At 45.7% G+C, this 20,409-nt stretch carries 10 protein-coding genes, 3 tRNA genes, 3 rRNA genes and 1 other annotated feature; of the genes, 1 reads left to right on the top strand and 15 read right to left on the bottom strand.

Features of this window, described 5'->3' with window-relative positions; all coding sequences use genetic code 11:
• Positions 1-61: 61 nt before the first annotated feature.
• The 6 genes from DER53_RS04730 to guaB form a co-directional block, all read right to left on the bottom strand.
• Positions 62-154: transfer RNA gene (locus DER53_RS04730), tRNA-Ser, on the bottom strand.
• Positions 155-243: 89 nt separating this feature from the next.
• Positions 244-1,518 carry a serine--tRNA ligase gene (serS, locus tag DER53_RS04725; RefSeq protein WP_062756473.1) on the bottom strand — a complete coding sequence of 425 codons (1,275 nt, stop codon included), beginning with the start codon at positions 1,516-1,518 and terminating at the stop codon, positions 244-246.
• Positions 1,519-1,570: 52 nt separating this feature from the next.
• Positions 1,571-1,787, bottom strand: a binding site (T-box leader).
• Between the two features lie 69 nt (positions 1,788-1,856).
• Positions 1,857-2,435 (bottom strand): pyridoxal 5'-phosphate synthase glutaminase subunit PdxT, encoded by a 579-nt coding sequence (gene pdxT, locus DER53_RS04720; RefSeq protein ID WP_012748791.1) that lies wholly within the window; start codon positions 2,433-2,435, stop codon positions 1,857-1,859.
• Between the two features lie 17 nt (positions 2,436-2,452).
• Positions 2,453-3,337 carry a pyridoxal 5'-phosphate synthase lyase subunit PdxS gene (gene pdxS / locus DER53_RS04715; RefSeq protein ID WP_062756475.1) on the bottom strand — a complete coding sequence of 295 codons (885 nt, stop codon included), beginning with the start codon at positions 3,335-3,337 and terminating at the stop codon, positions 2,453-2,455.
• A gap of 151 nt (positions 3,338-3,488) precedes the next feature.
• On the bottom strand, positions 3,489-4,820 hold the full coding sequence (locus DER53_RS04710) for a serine hydrolase (protein WP_049757029.1): 1,332 nt from the start codon (positions 4,818-4,820) through the stop codon (positions 3,489-3,491).
• Positions 4,821-4,941: 121 nt separating this feature from the next.
• Positions 4,942-6,408, bottom strand: coding sequence for an IMP dehydrogenase (guaB, locus tag DER53_RS04705; protein WP_012748788.1), 1,467 nt, complete (start codon positions 6,406-6,408; stop codon positions 4,942-4,944).
• 128 nt (positions 6,409-6,536) lie between these two features.
• Between guaB and DER53_RS04700 the strand changes: the two genes are divergently transcribed.
• Entirely contained in the window at positions 6,537-7,514 is a 978-nt protein-coding gene (locus DER53_RS04700; RefSeq protein WP_062756477.1) for a YaaC family protein, read from the top strand.
• A 52-nt stretch (positions 7,515-7,566) separates the two neighbouring features.
• Here the strand turns inward: DER53_RS04700 and rrf are convergent.
• The 9 genes from rrf to recF form a co-directional block, all read right to left on the bottom strand.
• Positions 7,567-7,683: ribosomal RNA gene (gene rrf, locus DER53_RS04695) — 5S ribosomal RNA — on the bottom strand.
• A gap of 247 nt (positions 7,684-7,930) precedes the next feature.
• A 23S ribosomal RNA gene (locus DER53_RS04690) occupies positions 7,931-10,865 on the bottom strand.
• Between the two features lie 384 nt (positions 10,866-11,249).
• Positions 11,250-11,325: transfer RNA gene (locus DER53_RS04685), tRNA-Ala, on the bottom strand.
• Positions 11,326-11,338: 13 nt separating this feature from the next.
• Positions 11,339-11,412 (bottom strand) — tRNA-Ile (locus DER53_RS04680).
• Positions 11,413-11,669: 257 nt separating this feature from the next.
• Positions 11,670-13,226, bottom strand: a 16S ribosomal RNA gene (locus DER53_RS04675).
• The 16S, 23S and 5S rRNA genes sit together here with 2 tRNA genes alongside, the layout of an rRNA operon.
• 351 nt (positions 13,227-13,577) lie before the next feature.
• Positions 13,578-14,657: an HD-GYP domain-containing protein gene (locus tag DER53_RS04670; protein ID WP_062754551.1), complete on the bottom strand. Its 1,080-nt coding sequence runs from the start codon at positions 14,655-14,657 to the stop codon at positions 13,578-13,580.
• 124 nt (positions 14,658-14,781) lie between these two features.
• Complete coding sequence (gene gyrA / locus DER53_RS04665; RefSeq protein ID WP_062754550.1) at positions 14,782-17,259, bottom strand: DNA gyrase subunit A; 2,478 nt, start codon at positions 17,257-17,259, stop codon at positions 14,782-14,784.
• Positions 17,260-17,321: 62 nt separating this feature from the next.
• Entirely contained in the window at positions 17,322-19,244 is a 1,923-nt protein-coding gene (gyrB, locus tag DER53_RS04660; protein ID WP_012748784.1) for a DNA topoisomerase (ATP-hydrolyzing) subunit B, read from the bottom strand.
• Between the two features lie 38 nt (positions 19,245-19,282).
• A complete protein-coding gene (recF, locus tag DER53_RS04655) occupies positions 19,283-20,407 on the bottom strand; it encodes a DNA replication/repair protein RecF (protein ID WP_062754549.1) in 1,125 nt (374 codons plus the stop codon).
• Positions 20,408-20,409: the final 2 nt, after the last annotated feature.

Genomic DNA, 20,409 nt, shown 5'->3' with positions numbered 1-20,409 from the left:
GTAACGAATCGTCTCGGATAACAATCTCCACTTATGCGCGTTGGTATTTTCAATTCCTTTATGGCGGAGGAGGAGGGATTCGAACCCCCGCGCGCCTTGCGGCGCCTCTCGGTTTTCAAGACCGACCCCTTCAGCCAGACTTGGGTACTCCTCCGTACTGACATCATTCAATATAACATCACTGAAGATAAAAGTCAACACCTTTTATGGCAGAGCGGGCGGGCAAATCCGCCCTGCTCTTATTTATCGAATAACTTCTAGATTTCCCATGTACGGACGCAGTACTTCTGGAATGACAACCGTTCCATCTTCCTGCTGATAGTTTTCTAAGATGGCGGCCACCGTGCGACCAATCGCCAACCCTGATCCATTGAGCGTATGCACATATTCCGGTTTCGCCTTTGGTTCGCGGCGGAAACGAATGTTAGCACGCCGTGCTTGGAATGCCTCAAAGTTGCTGCACGAAGAAATCTCACGATACGTTCCATAGCTTGGCAGCCATACTTCAATATCATATGTCTTCGCCGACGAGAACCCTAAATCACCGGTGCATAAACATACAACACGATAAGGAAGTCCAAGCAGTTGCAAAATTCTCTCTGCTTGATTTGTTAACTTTTCTAATTCGTCATATGAATCTTCCGGTTTCACAAATTTCACCAGCTCTACTTTATTGAATTGATGCTGGCGAATAAGCCCTCTTGTATCACGTCCAGCAGAACCAGCTTCGGCGCGGAAACATGCACTATAAGCAACATAGTAAATCGGCAAATCTTCCGCGGATAAAATTTCATCACGATGTAAATTTGTCACAGGCACCTCTGCTGTCGGAATTAAAAAGTAATCGTCTGTTTCGATACGGAATGCGTCTTCTTCAAATTTTGGCAATTGTCCTGTTCCCGTCATACTCGCCCGATTGACAAGGTACGGAGGCAATATCTCTTGATAGCCAAACTCCTCGATATGAACATCAAGCATAAAGTTAATTAACGCGCGCTCCAGGCGGGCGCCGAGTCCTTTATAAAAGACAAAGCGGCTTCCTGTTACTTTCGCGGCCCGTTCAAAATCAAGAATACCGAGCTGTTCGGCAATATCCCAGTGCGGTTTCGGTTCAAATGAAAACGAACGCGGTTCCCCCCATTTGCGGACTTCGACATTATCTTCTTCCGAGTTTCCAACGGGCACCGATTCATGCGGGATATTTGGAATAGACAATAATAACGCATTTAGTTCCTCTTCCACTTGGCGGATTTCATCATCCATGGCTTTAATGCGATCCCCTACATCCCGCATCTCGGCAATGAGATGATCAGCATCTTTTTTCTCGCGTTTCAATACGGCGATTTGTTGGGATACTTCATTTCGTTTATTTTTTAGTTCTTCTGCTTTTGCGATTAATTCGCGGCGCTTTTTGTCTAGCTCTTCAAAGCGATCGATATTTGTTAAATCTTCGCCGCGCTTTAGAAGCTTTTCTTTTACTTCTTCAAAATGATTGCGCAAATATTTGACATCAAGCATCAACGATACCTCCTTTTTTATTATTATTATAAAATAAAAACTCCCGTCCCCAAAAAGGGACGAGAGTAATCCCGCGTTGCCACCCTAATTGAAGACGAGGCTGTCTTCCGCTTGAATCGATAACGGCGAAAAGCCGAAAATGCTTACTAGCTTGCGCGTTCGGCATTTTACTCCAGGATGGATTCACAAGTGTTTCCCATCGGTTTGCACCACCCACCGACTCTCTGAAGAGAAACGACCTTGCTACTAGTTCCTTTCATCGCTTTAGCGCTATGCGATTTTCATATGCCTGTTTGTACCAATAATGTACTATAAGTTTTTTTGAAACGCAACTCTTTTTATGCTTTCGCTTCTTTCACCATATTGAGAAAATATTGTGTCATACGATAGTCATCGGTCAATTCAGGATGGAACGAGCATCCTAGAAACTGCCCTTGTCTTGCCGCAACAATACGTCCTTCATATTTCGCCAAAACTTCGACGTCCTCTCCTACTTCCACAATATGTGGAGCGCGGATAAATACACCGATAAAATCATCGGCAACGCCAGCAATCGAAAGCTCGGCTTCAAAACTTTCACGTTGACGGCCAAAAGAATTGCGTTCCACCGTAATATCCATCAATCCTAGATGCGGCTCATCATAACCGACGATTCGTTTCGCTAACAAAATGAGGCCAGCGCACGTGCCGAACATCGGTTTTCCCGCTGCAGCAAACTGTTTTAACGGCTCGATAAATCCGTATTTATCCATCAAACGGCGCATCGTCGTACTTTCGCCGCCAGGAAGAATAAGGCCGTCAATTTCCTCTAATTGCTCTATTTTTTTTACGACCACTGCCTCGGCGCCGCACGCTTCAATGGAACGAACATGTTCTTGTACGGCACCTTGTAAGCCAAGCACTCCAATTTTCATCATAACGTCTACTCCTTTACTTACCAACCACGCTCTTGCATACGTTGTTCTGGCAATAATGATGCGACATCAATGCCGCGCATTGCGCTACCTAATCCTTTGGATAAATGGGCGATTAGCTCGTAATCTTCATAATGTGCCGTTGCTTCAACGATCGCCCGCGCATATTTTTCTGGATTTTCCGATTTAAAAATACCTGAACCGACAAATACCCCATCTGCACCTAAATGCATCATCAATGCCGCGTCAGCCGGGGTCGCGATACCGCCTGCGGCAAAGTTGACGACAGGGAGGCGGCCTAACCGCTTAATTTCGCGCAATACTTCGACCGGAGCACCTAAATTCTTCGCTTCTGTCACAAGCTCGTCTTCACTCATGCTGACAACTTTGCGTATTTGCGCATTTACTTTGCGCATATGACGCACTGCCTCGACAATGTTTCCTGTTCCTGGTTCTCCTTTTGTGCGAAGCATCGATGCCCCTTCAGCAATGCGGCGCGCCGCTTCTCCTAAGTCGCGACAACCGCAAACAAACGGAACGGTAAATTGTCTTTTATCAATATGGAATTCTTCATCAGCTGGTGTTAATACTTCACTCTCATCAATATAATCAACACCTAACGCCTCAAGGACGCGTGCTTCGACGTAATGACCGATACGCGCTTTGGCCATAACAGGAATCGATACGGCCTTCATCACTTCTTCAATGACCGTCGGATCTGCCATGCGCGCGACACCGCCAGCGGCACGAATATCAGCAGGGACGCGTTCCAATGCCATCACCGCTACTGCACCGGCTGCCTCTGCGATTTTCGCCTGTTCCGCATTCACCACGTCCATGATGACGCCGCCTTTTTGCATTTCCGCCATTCCTCGTTTTACACGATCTGTACCTGTAATTGCCACTTGTCATTCCTCCTTATTTCACTATGCCGTTACACTGTGATGGTTAACGCTAAATACCACAGTATTACAATAGATGATTACATTTTTTTATTTTACCTCAATTTTTTAAAAAATCACAATAGAAAAAAGCTCCCTAAAAAGGAAGGAGCTTTTAAAACCAGCCTTTGACCGTTTTTACTACGCTTGTCCATACATCGCCAAACAGCCCGCCAATTCCTCTCACTGCAAGCACAAACCAGTTTGCTTTTTCGACGCTTTTCTTTGTAACAATATTTACTTTTACATTATTTTTCATTTCTGGACTTAAAAAGCTATACTCCTCTGTGCCTTTGTATTGCAATGTCATATATCCGACTTTTTCACCTTTTTTTATAGGTGCGACTAATTCACCTTTGTCTGTTAATTTCTTTTGATCAAAAACATATACAGGACGATAGTTTTTTTCCTCTCCGTTTTTCACGACAAGAAAAAACGGCTTATCGGTTACGATGGCAACCGACTTTTCTTTTCCTTTCACTACCGGTAGCGTCGATTTTCCTTTTAGTTGATATCCTTTCGGGTATAGCTTTTTGATAGAGTAATTGCTAAATCCATAGTGAAGCAGTTTTTCCGTTTGTTCAAATCGAGCTTCGATGGTCGATTTTCCGTTGCTTTTCGCATTCATCACTACTGTAATGAAACGAACGCCATCTCGTTCCGCTGTTCCGGTAAAACAGTATCCAGCAAATTCGGTATAACCTGTTTTTAATCCGTCTACTCCTTCATATTCGCGAACGAGTCCAGGCAGCATCCAGTTCCAGTTATCCATCTTAATTTGATCATCGGTTCCTTCGCGAAATATTTTCCGAGGAGTACTTGCTGTTTCCAATACTTCTGGATATTCTTTCAACAAATGATACGCTAGTGTGGCAACGGAACGGGCAGACATCACATTCTCTTCTCTCTCGTTCGTTCCTTCCGGATGAAACCCTTTTAAATCTTCATTGCTTAATCCCGTGGAGTTGACAAATTTATATCCCTTAAGTCCTAATTGTTTCGCCTTTTCATTCATCATTTTGACAAAGTTTTGTTCCGAACCACCGACAATTTCGGCAATAGCTACCGTGGCAGCGTTGGCGGAATAAATCGCCATCGCTTCGTAAAGCTCACGAACAGTGTATTTTTCGTCTTTTCGTAAAGGAACGTTGGATAAAGAGCGATCTTGCGAAAGACGATAAACGTAGTCGCTTGGTGTATATTGCTGATCCCATTTTACCCGTTTTTCTTTAATTGCTTCTAACAGTAAGTACTCGGTCATCATTTTGGTCATACTAGCAATACCGAGAACTGTATCAATATTTTTTTGATACAAAATTCTCCCTGTATTTGCATCAACAAGTATCGCCGCATCTGCTTCGATATTTAGCGGATCGCTTGCTGCTTTTGCCACACGAAATGGCAACAGGCTCAAAAATAGAGAAATAATAAGTAAACTGATCAACATTTTATGTTTGATGTTTTTCACTGTCACACCCTCCTCACACAAACGTTATTGTAACACACTCCAGTGCAAAAAAATAGACGGAGAAGCTTTTCTCCGCCTAAGTTAGGTCAATAGACATATATTAAGAAAGAGAATAGTTTGGTGCTTCTTTCGTAATTTGCACATCATGCGGATGGCTTTCTCGCAATCCGGCACTCGTCATGCGAATAAATTGCGTCTTTTCTCGTAGTTCTTCTAAATTTCTTGTTCCGCAATACCCCATTCCTGCACGTAAACCGCCGACAAGCTGATAAATCGTGTCAGCTAAAGGTCCTTTGTAAGGAACGCGCCCTTCAATTCCTTCAGGAACAAACTTTTTATTATCCTCTTGAAAATAACGGTCTTTGCTTCCTTTTTCCATCGCAGCAACAGATCCCATTCCGCGATACACTTTAAATCTTCTTCCTTGATAAATTTCCGTTTCTCCAGGGCTTTCTGATACTCCGGCTAAAAGGCTGCCCAACATGACCGCGTGTGCCCCTGCTGCCAATGCTTTTACAATATCGCCGGAATATTTAATTCCGCCATCGGCGATGATCGGGACGCCATATTTACGGGCTTCTGTCGCACAGTCGTATATTGCCGTAATTTGCGGTACACCGACTCCCGCGACAACGCGCGTCGTACAGATTGACCCAGGGCCAATTCCGACTTTAATGATGTTCGCTCCTGCCTCGATCAAGTCGCGTGTCGCCTCCGCTGTCGCGACATTTCCAGCGATAATATTTAAGTCTGGATATTGTTCGCGAATTTTACGCACCGTTTCAAGGACGCCTTTGGAATGGCCATGCGCCGTGTCCACGACAATGACGTCAACATTTGCTTCTACCAGCTTTTTCACGCGAATCATCGTATCAGCTGTAACACCAACAGCTGCCCCTACAAGAAGCCGTCCTTTCGCATCTTTTGCAGAATTTGGAAACTCGATTACTTTTTCAATATCTTTAATCGTAATAAGTCCTTTTAGTACTCCGTTTTCATCGACAAGCGGCAATTTTTCAACTTTGTACTTTTGTAAAATCTTTTCTGCTTCTTCTAGTGTCGTTCCGACCGGGGCTGTGATTAAATTTTCTTTTGTCATTACATCGGCGATTTTAATGGAATAGTCTTGGATGAAACGCAAATCACGATTTGTAATAATGCCAACGAGCTTTTGCTCTTCCTCATTATTGACAATCGGTACGCCAGAAATACGATATTTACTCATTAAATGTTCCGCATCGTATACTTGATGTTCAGGGGTTAAGAAAAATGGATCCGTAATAACTCCTCGCTCCGAACGTTTCACTTTGTCTACTTGCTCTGCTTGCTGCTCGATGGACATATTTTTATGGATAATCCCAAGCCCACCTTGTCTTGCCATGGCAATTGCCATTTCTGCTTCGGTTACCGTATCCATTCCTGCGCTAATAATCGGGATGTTCAACTGTAATGTTTCGCTTAACTTTGTAGTCACATCTACATCACGAGGCAATACATCTGATTTTGCAGGAATAAGGAGCACATCGTCAAACGTTAATCCTTCTTTAGCAAATTTCGATTCCCACATGTTTTCTCCCCCTTGTCCGGAAAATTATTATTAGTAGCTTATCAACTGGTTAAACTACTGTCAAGGAATAGAGAAAATGTTCAACTTTTCAGTTATTTTGTTAAAAAATTCATGGTAGGGGGATAGAAATGTTGGATGACAGAAACATTCCAAACAAATTTATCGTATTTCATTCGGCAGATATAGCTCAACAACTGCTTTATCAATGCTATGTAAAACAAGAAAGAGAAGATGCTATGCAAAAAAGCTACACGAACTGCTATCCATTTCTTTATTATTTAGAACACGGCCAAAACTTTTATTCAACCGCACGCCATGCGCCTTTATCGATTAAGCCTGTTCTTTTATTTTACGGAATGGTACAGCTTTTAAAAGCTTGCCTGCTTACTGTCGATGCAGATTATCCTGAGTCTACTTCCGTTTTAGCACACGGAGTCTCAACAAGAAAAAGAAAAAAACAAGGATATGAATTTTTAGATGACGAAGTAAAGGTACAAAAAAACGGCTTGTTCACTCATTTTTCTGAAAAAATGTTTCATGTGAAACAAACAACAGGAGAAAAATTTCGAATGGTTACGTTACTGCAAAGAATATGCGAACTACATGAATCACTTTTCATATTTAACGATAAAAAAATATTGTCTATAGAAGTTATACATAACTCTTCTCTCAATTCCATTGCGATTCCGATAGAAATTTTAGATCATTACCATATGACGTTAAATCGCTTTATTCATTACATAGAGCATGAATGGCATTTTTTAAAAGCTACTTTTGTGAAAGAAGAAGATCGTTTTATTCACATCGGCATCGAATCGCCACTACAGCCAATTGGATGTGAACCATTTATGTTTCATTTGAATGGAACATACCGTATTCCAATAAAGAGAGAAAAAATATTTATGCTTCCGGAAGTAATCGCTCATTATTTATTACTATATAACTTAAGTATGATTTCACGATATGAAACGGAATGGTGGAGTGAGTTATTACACTCTTATTCAAGTAACGCATATACATTGATTGTTCAATTTTTATCTTTGACTGCAGAAAAAGTACCGTTATTGCTTTATGAATATTTGATACAGCGGCTGTTTCCAGCATAATGAAAAAGCACCCTGCCTAGAATAAGGCAGGGTGCTCTATCAGTGAAATCTTGCCTAGCAACGACCTACTCTTGCAGGGGCGCTGGCCCCAACTACCATCGGCGCTGGAGAGCTTAACTTCCGTGTTCGGGATGGGAACGGGTGTTTCCTCTCCGCTATTGTCACTAGGCAAGTAATGGACAAGTTCCATTATAGTTCAATCATTGACATTGTCAAGGGAAATTTCATTCCCTCAAAACTAGATAACCGTCCGTTTGGAAGAAGCCGTCTTGCATAGGCGGCTTCCGCTTTTCCGTTGTCTAGCTCCGGTGCCTAGCTCTCTTGCGCCAAATAACCTTCTCCCTTGAGGTGCAAGCACCTCTACGGGCGAAGAACATTTGGCTTCGAGAGCTAAGCGCGGCACCTCCGCTTTTCGCTTGGTTAAGTCCTCGATCGATTAGTATCCGTCAGCTCCACGTGTCGCCACGCTTCCACCTCGGACCTATCGACCTCGTCATCTTCGAGGGATCTTACTCGCTTGACGCGATGGGAAATCTCATCTTGAGGGGGGCTTCACGCTTAGATGCTTTCAGCGCTTATCCCTTCCGCACATAGCTACCCAGCGGTGCCCCTGGCGGGACAACTGGTACACCAGCGGTGCGTCCATCCCGGTCCTCTCGTACTAAGGACAGCTCCTCTCAAATTTCCTGCGCCCGCGACGGATAGGGACCGAACTGTCTCACGACGTTCTGAACCCAGCTCGCGTACCGCTTTAATGGGCGAACAGCCCAACCCTTGGGACCGACTACAGCCCCAGGATGCGATGAGCCGACATCGAGGTGCCAAACCTCCCCGTCGATGTGGACTCTTGGGGGAGATCAGCCTGTTATCCCCGGGGTAGCTTTTATCCGTTGAGCGATGGCCCTTCCATACGGAACCACCGGATCACTAAGCCCGACTTTCGTCCCTGCTCGACCTGTCCGTCTCGCAGTCAAGCTCCCTTGTGCCTTTGCACTCTACGAATGATTTCCAACCATTCTGAGGGAACCTTTGGGCGCCTCCGTTACCTTTTGGGAGGCGACCGCCCCAGTCAAACTGCCCACCTGACACTGTCTCCCACCCCGATAAGGGGTGCGGGTTAGAATTTCAATACCGCCAGGGTGGTATCCCACCGGCGCCTCCACCGAAGCTGGCGCTCCGGCTTCTCAGGCTCCCACCTATCCTGTACAAGCGATACCAAAATTCCATATCAGGCTGCAGTAAAGCTCCACGGGGTCTTTCCGTCCTGTCGCGGGTAACCTGCATCTTCACAGGTAGTATGATTTCACCGGGTCTCTCGTTGAGACAGTGCCCAAGTCGTTACACCTTTCGTGCGGGTCGGAACTTACCCGACAAGGAATTTCGCTACCTTAGGACCGTTATAGTTACGGCCGCCGTTTACTGGGGCTTCGGTTCGCACCTTCAGCCTTGCGGCTTAAGCGCTCCCCTTAACCTTCCAGCACCGGGCAGGTGTCAGCCCCTATACTTCGCCTTTCGGCTTCGCAGAGACCTGTGTTTTTGGTAAACAGTCGCTTGGGCCTTTTCACTGCGGCTCTCTCGGGCTCATCACCCAAGAGAGCACCCCTTCTCCCGAAGTTACGGGGTCATTTTGCCGAGTTCCTTAACGAGAGTTCTCCCGCGCACCTTAGGATTCTCTCCTCGCCTACCTGTGTCGGTTTGCGGTACGGGCACCTCTCACCTCGCTAGAGGCTTTTCTTGGCAGTGTAGGATCGGGGACTTCGGGACCGATGGTCCCTTCGCCATCACGGCTCAGCCTTTGCGCCAGACGGATTTGCCTATCTGGCAGCCTAACCGCTTGGACAGGCTATTCCAGCAGCCTGCTCGCCCTACCTTCCTGCGTCCCCCCATTGCTCAAACGGTGAGGAGGTGGTACAGGAATCTCAACCTGTTGCCCATCACCTACGCCTTTCGGCCTCGGCTTAGGTCCCGACTAACCCTGAGCGGACGAACCTTCCTCAGGAAACCTTAGGCTTTCGGTGCAGAGGATTCTCACCTCTGTTTTCGCTACTCACACCGGCATTCTCACTTCTAAGCGCTCCACGAGTCCTTCCGGTCTCGCTTCGGCGCGCTTAGAACGCTCCCCTACCGATGACCAACGGTCATCCCACAGCTTCGGTGGCACGTTTAGCCCCGGTACATTTTCGGCGCAGAGTCACTCGACCAGTGAGCTATTACGCACTCTTTAAATGATGGCTGCTTCTAAGCCAACATCCTGGTTGTCTGGGCAACTCCACATCCTTTTCCACTTAACGTGCACTTTGGGACCTTAGCTGGTGGTCTGGGCTGTTTCCCTCTCGACCACGGATCTTATCACTCGTAGTCTGACTCCCAAGGATAAGTCGTTGGCATTCGGAGTTTGACTGAGTTCGGTAACCCGATGAGGGCCCCTAGCTCAATCAGTGCTCTACCTCCAAGACTCTTCCCTTGAGGCTAGCCCTAAAGCTATTTCGGGGAGAACCAGCTATCTCCAGGTTCGATTGGCATTTCACCCCTACCCACACCTCATCCCCGCACTTTTCAACGTACGTGGGTTCGGGCCTCCAGTAGGTGTTACCCTACCTTCACCCTGGACATGGGTAGATCACCTGGTTTCGGGTCTACGACGACGTACTTAACGCCCTATTCAGACTCGCTTTCGCTGCGGCTCCGTCTCTTCGACTTAACCTCGCACGTCATCGTAACTCGCCGGTTCATTCTACAAAAGGCACGCCATCACCCATAAACGGGCTCTGACTACTTGTAGGCACACGGTTTCAGGTTCTCTTTCACTCCCCTTCCGGGGTGCTTTTCACCTTTCCCTCACGGTACTGGTTCACTATCGGTCACTAGGGAGTATTTAGCCTTGGGAGATGGTCCTCCCTGCTTCCGACGGGATTCCCCGTGTCCCGCCGTACTCAGGATCCACTCGGGAGGGAACGAAGTTTCGACTACAGGGCTGTCACCTTCTCTGGCAGGCCTTTCCAGACCGCTTCGTCTACCCCGTTCCTTTGTAACTCCCATGTGAGTGGTCCTACAACCCCAAGAGGCAAGCCTCTTGGTTTGGGCTGTTCCCGTTTCGCTCGCCGCTACTCAGGGAATCGCGGTTGCTTTCTTCTCCTCCGGGTACTTAGATGTTTCAGTTCCCCGGGTGTGCCCTCCATACCCTATGGATTCAGGTATGGATACTGCCCCATTACGGGCAGTGGGTTTCCCCATTCGGACATCTCCGGATCAACGCTTGCTTACAGCTCCCCGAAGCGTTTCGGCGTTTGCCCCGTCCTTCATCGGCTCCTAGTGCCAAGGCATCCACCGTGCGCCCTTTCTAACTTAACCATGCGAAAACAGCTTCACGCTTGCCGCCTTCGCTTCTCGGCTTCTTCCACTGTCTAGCTTCGACGCCTAGCCCCTCACGGTCGCTTCGGTCCTGCCGTTGGCGGCAATAGCCTCCTCGCAGGCCCTCCAGCACCTATCGGGGCTAACCGCGGCGCCTCCGCTTTTCCTTCCGGTTATCTAGTTTTCAAGGAACGAAGCTACTACTTTGAGTTTGCTTCTCTGCAGCTTTGTGCCGAGGAACCTAACTTCCTCGACCCTGCTTGTAGACGCAGGCACAAGACTGTTTCTTAGGTTTATTTTCAACTCTGCATCGAGGAATCCAGCTTCTCTGAATCCACTCGTAGACACAGACACAAGGCTACTTCTTTGAATTTTCAACTTAAATGGTGGAGCCTATCGGGATCGAACCGATGACCTCCTGCGTGCAAAGCAGGCGCTCTCCCAGCTGAGCTAAGGCCCCACATAGAAAGGGATGGGCCTAAGTGGACTTGAACCACCGACCTCACGCTTATCAGGCGTGCGCTCTAACCAGCTGAGCTATAGGCCCGTCATATTTAAATGAGAGAAGGAACATGAAGCTCCTTCAAAACTAAACAAAACGACAAGCGTCATTATAACTTATTTTAGCGTCATTGTCAATAGGCAGTCGCCTTCGCGCTTCCGCTTTTCGTACTGTCTAGCTCCAGCGCCTAGCTCTCTTGTGCCAAATAACCTTCCCCCTCGAAGTGCAAGCACTTCAGCGGGTGAAGAACATTTGGCTTCGAGAGCTGATCGCGGCGCTTCCGCTTTTCGTATCATCCTTAGAAAGGAGGTGATCCAGCCGCACCTTCCGGTACGGCTACCTTGTTACGACTTCACCCCAATCACTTGCCCCACCTTCGGCGGCTGGCTCCCTTACGGGTTACCTCACCGACTTCGGGTGTTGCAAGCTCTCGTGGTGTGACGGGCGGTGTGTACAAGGCCCGGGAACGTATTCACCGCGGCATGCTGATCCGCGATTACTAGCGATTCCGGCTTCATGCAGGCGAGTTGCAGCCTGCAATCCGAACTGAGAGCGGCTTTTTGGGATTCGCTCCCCCTCGCGGGTTCGCAGCCCTTTGTACCGCCCATTGTAGCACGTGTGTAGCCCAGGTCATAAGGGGCATGATGATTTGACGTCATCCCCACCTTCCTCCGACTTTTAGCCGGCAGTCCCCCTAGAGTGCCCAACTGAATGCTGGCAACTAGGGGCGAGGGTTGCGCTCGTTGCGGGACTTAACCCAACATCTCACGACACGAGCTGACGACAACCATGCACCACCTGTCACCCTGTCCCCCCGAAGGGGGAACGCCCTGTCTCCAGGGTTGTCAGGGGATGTCAAGACCTGGTAAGGTTCTTCGCGTTGCTTCGAATTAAACCACATGCTCCACCGCTTGTGCGGGCCCCCGTCAATTCCTTTGAGTTTCAGCCTTGCGGCCGTACTCCCCAGGCGGAGTGCTTAACGCGTTAGCTACAGCACTAAAGGGTTTAACCCCTCTAACACTTAGCACTCATCGTTTACGGCGTGGACTACCAGGGTATCTAATCCTGTTTGCTCCCCACGCTTTCGCGCCTCAGCGTCAGTTACAGACCAGAGAGCCGCCTTCGCCACTGGTGTTCCTCCACATCTCTACGCATTTCACCGCTACACGTGGAATTCCGCTCTCCTCTTCTGCACTCAAGTCCCCCAGTTTCCAATGACCCTCCACGGTTGAGCCGTGGGCTTTCACATCAGACTTAAGGGACCGCCTGCGCGCGCTTTACGCCCAATAATTCCGGACAACGCTCGCCCCCTACGTATTACCGCGGCTGCTGGCACGTAGTTAGCCGGGGCTTTCTCGTTAGGTACCGTCACCGTACCGCCCTATTCGAACGGTACTTCTTCTTCCCTAACAACAGAGCTTTACGATCCGAAGACCTTCTTCGCTCACGCGGCGTCGCTCCGTCAGACTTTCGTCCATTGCGGAAGATTCCCTACTGCTGCCTCCCGTAGGAGTCTGGGCCGTGTCTCAGTCCCAGTGTGGCCGGTCACCCTCTCAGGCCGGCTACGCATCGTCGCCTTGGTGAGCCGTTACCTCACCAACTAGCTAATGCGCCGCGGGCCCATCCGTAAGTGGTAGCAAAAGCCACCTTTCAACCAAAGACCATGCGGTCTTCGGTGTTATCCGGTATTAGCCCCGGTTTCCCGGAGTTATCCCGGTCTTACGGGCAGGTTACCCACGTGTTACTCACCCGTCCGCCGCTAACCGAACAGAAGCAAGCTTCCGTTCGGTCCGCTCGACTTGCATGTATTAGGCACGCCGCCAGCGTTCGTCCTGAGCCAGGATCAAACTCTCCAAAAAGAAAGTTGATTGGCTTCTTTTCAGCTTCAGCGCCTAGCTCTCTTGTGCCAAATAACCTCCCCCTCGAAGTGCAGGCACTTCAGCGGGTGAAGAACATTTGGCTTCGAGAGCTGATCGCGGCGCTTCCGCTTTTCTTATTGACGCTTGCGTTTTGTCTAGTTTTCAAGGAACTTCAAACTCTAAATGATGACAGCTATTAAATAATAACTAAAAGCAAAATAAAAGTCAACATGTTTTTTATAAACATTTATAAATTTATTTGTTTTTTCTTCAAGACAGGCTTTATTCTATCACTATTATTGCTGTTGTTCAAGAGTATTTTTCTAGAAAAAATTTTTTGCTCCATCATCGTTAATCAATAACTTCTTCAATATGAATATCTCGATGTTCACTTAGAGAAAGAAATTCGTCTTTATCTACGATTTTGACAATTGGTCTTGTTGGCGCTTCCCGCTGCATAAAAACGATTTCCGCCATTTCACCGTTCGATAATTTGACAACTGTTCCTATATGAAAATTTATCAAACTGTCTAGTAGTATTTGTATCGCTTCCATACTCAATTTACCAAAGTGCTCGACTTGAATTTTTTCAAGTGCTTTAAAAGGCGATTGTTTTCGTTGATAAAGACGTTCGGACGTCATCGCGTGATAAACGTCAGCTACGGCCACTATTTTACTATAAGGGTGAATTTGCCGATCACGAATTCCAAACGGATAGCCCGTTCCATCATTGCGTTCATGATGCTGCAATACAGCTAGCTTTACTCCTTCTTTTAATGACGTTATTTTTTGAACCATTCGATAGCCAAACACGGTATGTTGCTTTACTTCTTCATATTCGCTAGTAGTAAGCGCAGATTTCTTCGCTAAAATTCTCTGATCAACCTTCGCCATGCCACAGTCAGACAATATACCCGCCAGCACAATTTGATAACAGTCCCCTTTACTATAATCTAATTGTTTTGCTAAAAATCCAGATAATAAACCAACACTGACAGCGTGATGGTATAAATAGTCTTCTTTTGTGGCATAACGATATAGCGTTAATAGCTCTTTTCGATGATGTACAAATTTATCGAATAAAGGGATAATAATATCTCTTATTTCCCCTATATCGATAGGAGAGCCTGACTGCCAAGATTGAAATGCTTTTTTATATTTTTGAACCGCTTTCAGATAAAGTGATATCGGCTGCTCATTGCTAGTGTTATCGCCATCATGCTGTCCAAGCAATTCAGCTGGTCTAAATGGATCGCCATTTGCCAGAACTGGTTCGACGCACACTTCCTCAATCGAAAATTTTTCCAGTACATTTAATAACGCTGGCGTCAATACAGTATTTTTGGGCATAATTGTCTTTTTTGTTTTACCTAGTACATCTTCAGCAAGAATACATCCTTCTTGCAATTGATGAAGTTTCGCCCGGATCATTGTGCTACACTCCTACTTTCGTCCTTTATTCCATAATCTTATACTAACATTGATGGTACGATAGTTGTAGTGGTTTACATAAAAAATGGCTCAAAAGGTAACACCTTTCGAGCCATTACAGTAATTAATGATTCTCTTCTTCGTCTACTTCATTTTCTTTCTCTTCTTTTGGAACTTTCGCTACGGTAGCAACATATTCATGTTCATCATCGTCGGATAAGCGAATTAATTTTACGCCTTGTGTATTTCTTCCCATTCGTGAAATGTCACTGACCGCAATACGAATAAGAATGCCGCCTGCAGTAATGAGCATTAAGTCTTCTTCACCAGTCACCGTCTTCACCGCAACAACCGAACCATTTTTCTCCGTAATGTTGCACGTTTTGAGTCCTTTTCCGCCACGGCTTTGTATACGATACTCCGAAGCCGGGGTACGCTTGCCATAGCCGTTTTTCGTAACGACTAATACATCGCAATCATCTTCTAAAATTTCCATGCCAACAACTTCATCGCCATCTTCGAGGGTAATCGCTTTAACTCCTGTTGCGCTTCGTCCCATTGTTCGTACATCGGTCTCTGGAAAACGAATGAGCATTCCGTTTTTTGTCCCGACAATAATATGTTTCGAACCGTCGGTTAACTTAACGGAAATCAACTCATCTTCTTCACGCAAATGGATGGCGATTAGACCATTGTTACGAATATGGGCAAACGAAGATAATGGCGAGCGTTTGGCGATTCCTTGTTTTGTTGTAAAGAACAAATATAAATTATCATCAAATTCATTGTTAATAGGGATAATGGTGTTAATCCACTCGTCTTTATCGAGTTCTAAAAGATTAATGATTGGAATTCCTCTAGCGGTTCGACCAAATTCAGGAATTTCGTATCCCTTCGCCCGGTATACTTTCCCTTTATTTGTAAAAAATAAAACAGTGTCATGGGTCGATGTAATCAAAAGATGTTCCACAAAGTCATCTTCACTCGTATGCATTCCTTGGACGCCTCGTCCGCCTCGTTTTTGGCTTTTATACGTTGAAACAGGAAGACGTTTAATATAGCCTTTATGCGTGAGCGTAATGACGATGTTTTCGCGCGGAATTAAATCTTCATCGTCAAATTCTTCGATTCCTCCAATGACGATTTCTGTTCTCCGCTCATCGTTAAACCGCTCTTTAATTTCCGTTAATTCATCGCGAATAATTTGTAAAACTTTCTCTTCATCGGCTAAAATTGCTTTTAATTCGGCAATTAAGCGAATAAGTTCTTGATATTCTTGTTCGATTTTTTCTCTTTCCAATCCTGTCAATCGTTGCAAGCGCATGTCTAAAATCGCCTGTGCCTGTCTTTCGCTGAGCGAAAATTGCTGCATAAGTCCTTCTCTAGCGATTTCTGTCGTTTGCGAGCTGCGGATTAAGTTAATCACTTCATCGAGATGATCAAGAGCAATACGCAATCCTTCTAAAATATGGGCACGCGCCTCCGCTTTTTTCAATTCATATGCCGTGCGGCGGCGAATGACGGTTTTTTGATGATCTAAATAATGCTGCAAGCATTCTTTTAAGTTTAATACTTTCGGCTGGCCGTCAACAAGCGCGAGCATGTTAATACCAAAGCTCGTTTGCAGTGCCGTATGTTTGTATAAATTGTTTAATATTACTTTCGAGTTCGCGTCTCTTCGCACTTCGATGACAATTCGCATTCCGCTGCGGTCCGATTCATCGCGCAAATCAGTAATGCCGTCAATTTTCTTTTCACGGACAAGCTCGGCAATGCGTTCAATTAATTTTGCCTTGTTGACTTGATAAGGGAGCTCGCGGACAATGATCATTTCTTTCCCGTTTGATTGTTGTTCAATCTCGACTTTGGCGCGCAATGTAATCGAACCTCGGCCTGTTTCATACGCTTTGCGGATGCCGCTGCGTCCAATGATTTGCCCTGCTGTTGGAAAATCCGGTCCTGGAATATATTCCATTAAATCCGCTACAGTCATATCAGGATTTTTACTTAACGCCAAAATCGCGTCGACCACCTCGCCGAGCTGATGCGGCGGGATGTTCGTAGCCATCCCGACAGCGATCCCTGACGAACCGTTTACTAGTAAATTTGGGAAGCGCGACGGCAATACGACAGGCTCTTTTTCCGAACCATCATAGTTATCTTGATAATCAATTGTATCTTTGTTAATGTCACGCAGCATTTCCATCGCGATTTTGGACATGCGCGCTTCCGTATAACGCATCGCTGCAGCCGCGTCACCGTCAATGGAACCAAAGTTTCCATGACCATCTACAAGCACATAACGATAGTTAAAATCTTGTGCCATGCGAACCATCGTATCATACACCGCTGCGTCACCGTGAGGGTGATATTTACCGATGACTTCACCGACGATGCGGGCGGATTTTTTATAAGGCTTGTCCGCGGTCATTCCGAGTTCATGCATTGCATATAAAATACGGCGGTGCACCGGTTTTAACCCATCGCGTACATCAGGTAATGCGCGCGATACGATGACGCTCATCGCATAGTCGAGAAACGAAGAGCGCATCTCTTGGCTAATATTGACTTCGCGGATGCGCGGATTTTGATTTTCTGACATTCATAAAAACCTCCCTTATAAAAAATTTTCGGCGGGGAGGGTGATTGCTCAACACTCTCCGATTAAATGTCTAAGTTTTTCACATATCGCGCATTTTCTTCAATAAACTGCCTTCTCGGTTCTACTTTGTCTCCCATTAAAATCTCGAATGTTTCGTCTGCTTCAATCGCATCTTGCAAACTAACTTGAAGAAGCGTTCTTGTCTCTGGATTCATCGTTGTTTCCCATAATTGTTCCGGATTCATTTCTCCAAGACCTTTATAACGTTGAATCGTCGGTTTCGGATTTTCCGGCAATTCCGCAAGAATTTTTTCAAGCTGCCGATCATTATACGCGTATTTTACCTGCTTGCCTTGTTCAATCTTATAAAGCGGAGGCTGGGCGATGTATACATATCCCCGCTCGATAAATTCGCGCATATAACGATAAAAGAAAGTAAGCAATAATGTGCGGATATGTGCCCCATCGACATCAGCATCTGTCATAATAATGATTTTATGGTAACGCGCTTTCGTAATATCAAAATCTTCACCAATTCCCGTACCTAACGCAGTGATGATGGCGCGAACTTCATTGTTCGATAAAATTTTGTCAAGCCGCGCTTTTTCGACATTGATAATTTTCCCGCGCAACGGCAAAATCGCTTGAAAATGGCGGTCTCTCCCTTGCTTTGCCGAACCGCCGGCAGAGTCTCCTTCGACCACATACAATTCACTGATAGAAGGATCTTTCGAGGAGCAATCCGCTAGTTTTCCAGGCAAGTTAGAAATTTCAAGGGCGCTTTTTCGTCTTGTAAGCTCACGCGCTTTTTTCGCCGCTAACCGTGCCCGCGCCGCCATCATGCCTTTTTCCACAATTTTTCTTGCTATCGTTGGATTTTCTAATAAAAATGTTTCAAATTGTTCTGAGAAAATTGCATCGGTAACCGCCCGTGCATCGCTGTTTCCAAGTTTTGTTTTTGTTTGTCCTTCAAACTGCGGGGACGGATGTTTAATCGAAACGATCGCTGTCAATCCTTCGCGAACATCTTCTCCGGTTAAATTAGGGTCATTATCTTTCAAAATTTGATGTTTGCGTGCATAGTCGTTAATAATGCGCGTCAATGCTGTTTTAAAACCGGATTCGTGCGTTCCGCCTTCATGTGTGTGAATGTTGTTAACAAAAGAATAAATATTGCTACTATAACTATCGTTATATTGGAGAGCAATTTCCACATAAATACCATCGCGCTCACCAATGATATAAATCGGTTCCTCATGAAGCACTTCACGCGTCCGATTTAAATGTTTAACGTAAGATTTAATACCGCCTTCGTAATGATATTCGTTTTTCCGATTTTCTACTCGCTTATCTTCAAGCGTAATTTTAAGGCCTCGATTTAAGAAAGCTAGCTCGCGAAGACGGGTTGCCAACGTTTCATAATCAAATTCTGTCGTTTCCGTAAAAATTTCCGGATCAGGCTTAAAACGAACGGTGGTACCTGTCCGATCCGTTTCTCCAATCACTTCTAAATCCGTACAAGGTACGCCTCGTTGATATTTTTGATAATGAATTTTCCCGTCCCTGTGTACATATACTTCCAGTTCTTCGGATAGAGCGTTAACGACAGAAGCACCGACGCCATGAAGTCCGCCCGACACTTTATAACCGCCGCCGCCAAACTTTCCTCCTGCATGAAGCACGGTCATAATGACTTCGACAGCAGGGCGCCCCATTTTCTCTTGAATATCAACAGGAATACCACGGCCGTTGTCCGTAATCGCAATGATATTATCTTTTTCGATCGTAACGTTAATTTCTGTACAGTAACCAGCTAAAGCTTCATCGATGCTATTATCTACAATCTCCCATACGAGATGGTGCAGTCCTTTTGGACCCGTGGAACCAATATACATCCCCGGCCGTTTACGGACTGCTTCCAGCCCTTCTAATACTTGAATTTGGCTCGCATCATACGTATGTTCGATTTTTTGTTCCATTGTCATGCGAATCACCTACGCTTTCTTTCCAAACGTTCAAAAGATTAATCACAAAGAGGGGCGGTAATGTGACCGGAATGGACTTTGTAAATTGCTGCTTCCTTGACGATGTCATGTTCGATTCCGTCAATGCTTGTTGTCGTCACAAACGTTTGCACTTTTTTCCGAATTGTATCAAGAAGGTGGGTTTGCCGAAAGTCATCGAGTTCAGATAGCACATCATCAAGTAAAAGAATGGGGTAATCGCCAATTTCGGAAAAAATCAATTCGATTTCTGCCAACTTGATGGATAACGCTGTTGTGCGCTGTTGCCCTTGAGAGCCAAATATTTGAACATCTTTTCCGTTCACGCTAAATGCAATATCATCACGATGCGGACCAGCAAGCGTCATTCCTCGCTGGATTTCTCTTTCTTTTATTGTAGCAAACTTTTCACTATATGCTTCTATTATTCTCGACAATTCTACCTTTTCTGATACATCAACAGAAGGTCGATATTGAATTTGTAATGTTTCTAATCCGCGGCTAATTTCGCGATGAATTGGCGCCGCCCATTTTTGCAGCAAAAGCAAAAATTCATACCGCTTTAGCGTGATTTTAGCCGCCAGCGGAATGAGCTGTTCTGTTAAGATATCTAGTACTGTTTCATCTTGCTGCTCGCGCGTTTGCAACATTTTTAAATAATGGTTTCGCTGCTGCAAAAGCTTTTGGTATTGGCTCAAATCGTGTATATAAACAGGGGATACTTGCCCAATTTCCATATCGACAAAACGCCGTCTCACTTGCGGGCTTCCTTTTACTAAATTTAAATCTTCCGGGGCAAACATCACGATATTCAAATGACCAACATATTGACTTAATCGCTGCTGTTCAATATGGTTGCATTTCGCTTTTTTTCCTTTTTTTGAAATAATAAGTTCAAGCGATAGCGCCCCATTTTTTTTCATTGCCTTTCCTTCTATTTTAGCATAGTCTTCGTCCCAGCGAATGAGATCTTTGTCGTTTGTTGTCCTGTGCGACTTCGCCATCGCCAATACATAGATGGCCTCCATCATGTTTGTTTTCCCTTGAGCATTCTCCCCTAAAATAATATTTACGTTATTGGCAAACTCTATCGTTTCACTCTCATAATTACGATAATTTTTTAGCGATAAATGTGTTAAAAACAACG

Origin of the sequence: Parageobacillus toebii NBRC 107807, from assembly GCF_003688615.2 — a bacterium.
GTDB lineage: Bacteria > Bacillota > Bacilli > Bacillales > Anoxybacillaceae > Parageobacillus_B > Parageobacillus_B toebii.
This window is presented reverse-complemented; position numbering and strand designations above follow the sequence as displayed.

Bases quoted from the DNA above. Each gene is read 5' to 3' on its own strand.
- DER53_RS04670 (WP_062754551.1), bottom strand. From the start codon at position 14,657: ATGATCCGGGCGAAACTTCATCAATTGCAAGAAGGATGTATTCTTGCT.
- DER53_RS04700 (WP_062756477.1), top strand. From the start codon at position 6,537: ATGTTGGATGACAGAAACATTCCAAACAAATTTATCGTATTTCATTCG.
- serS (WP_062756473.1), bottom strand. From the start codon at position 1,518: ATGCTTGATGTCAAATATTTGCGCAATCATTTTGAAGAAGTAAAAGAA.
- guaB (WP_012748788.1), bottom strand. From the start codon at position 6,408: ATGTGGGAATCGAAATTTGCTAAAGAAGGATTAACGTTTGACGATGTG.
- gyrB (WP_012748784.1), bottom strand. From the start codon at position 19,244: ATGACAATGGAACAAAAAATCGAACATACGTATGATGCGAGCCAAATT.
- DER53_RS04710 (WP_049757029.1), bottom strand. From the start codon at position 4,820: ATGTTGATCAGTTTACTTATTATTTCTCTATTTTTGAGCCTGTTGCCA.
- pdxT (WP_012748791.1), bottom strand. From the start codon at position 2,435: ATGATGAAAATTGGAGTGCTTGGCTTACAAGGTGCCGTACAAGAACAT.
- gyrA (WP_062754550.1), bottom strand. From the start codon at position 17,259: ATGTCAGAAAATCAAAATCCGCGCATCCGCGAAGTCAATATTAGCCAA.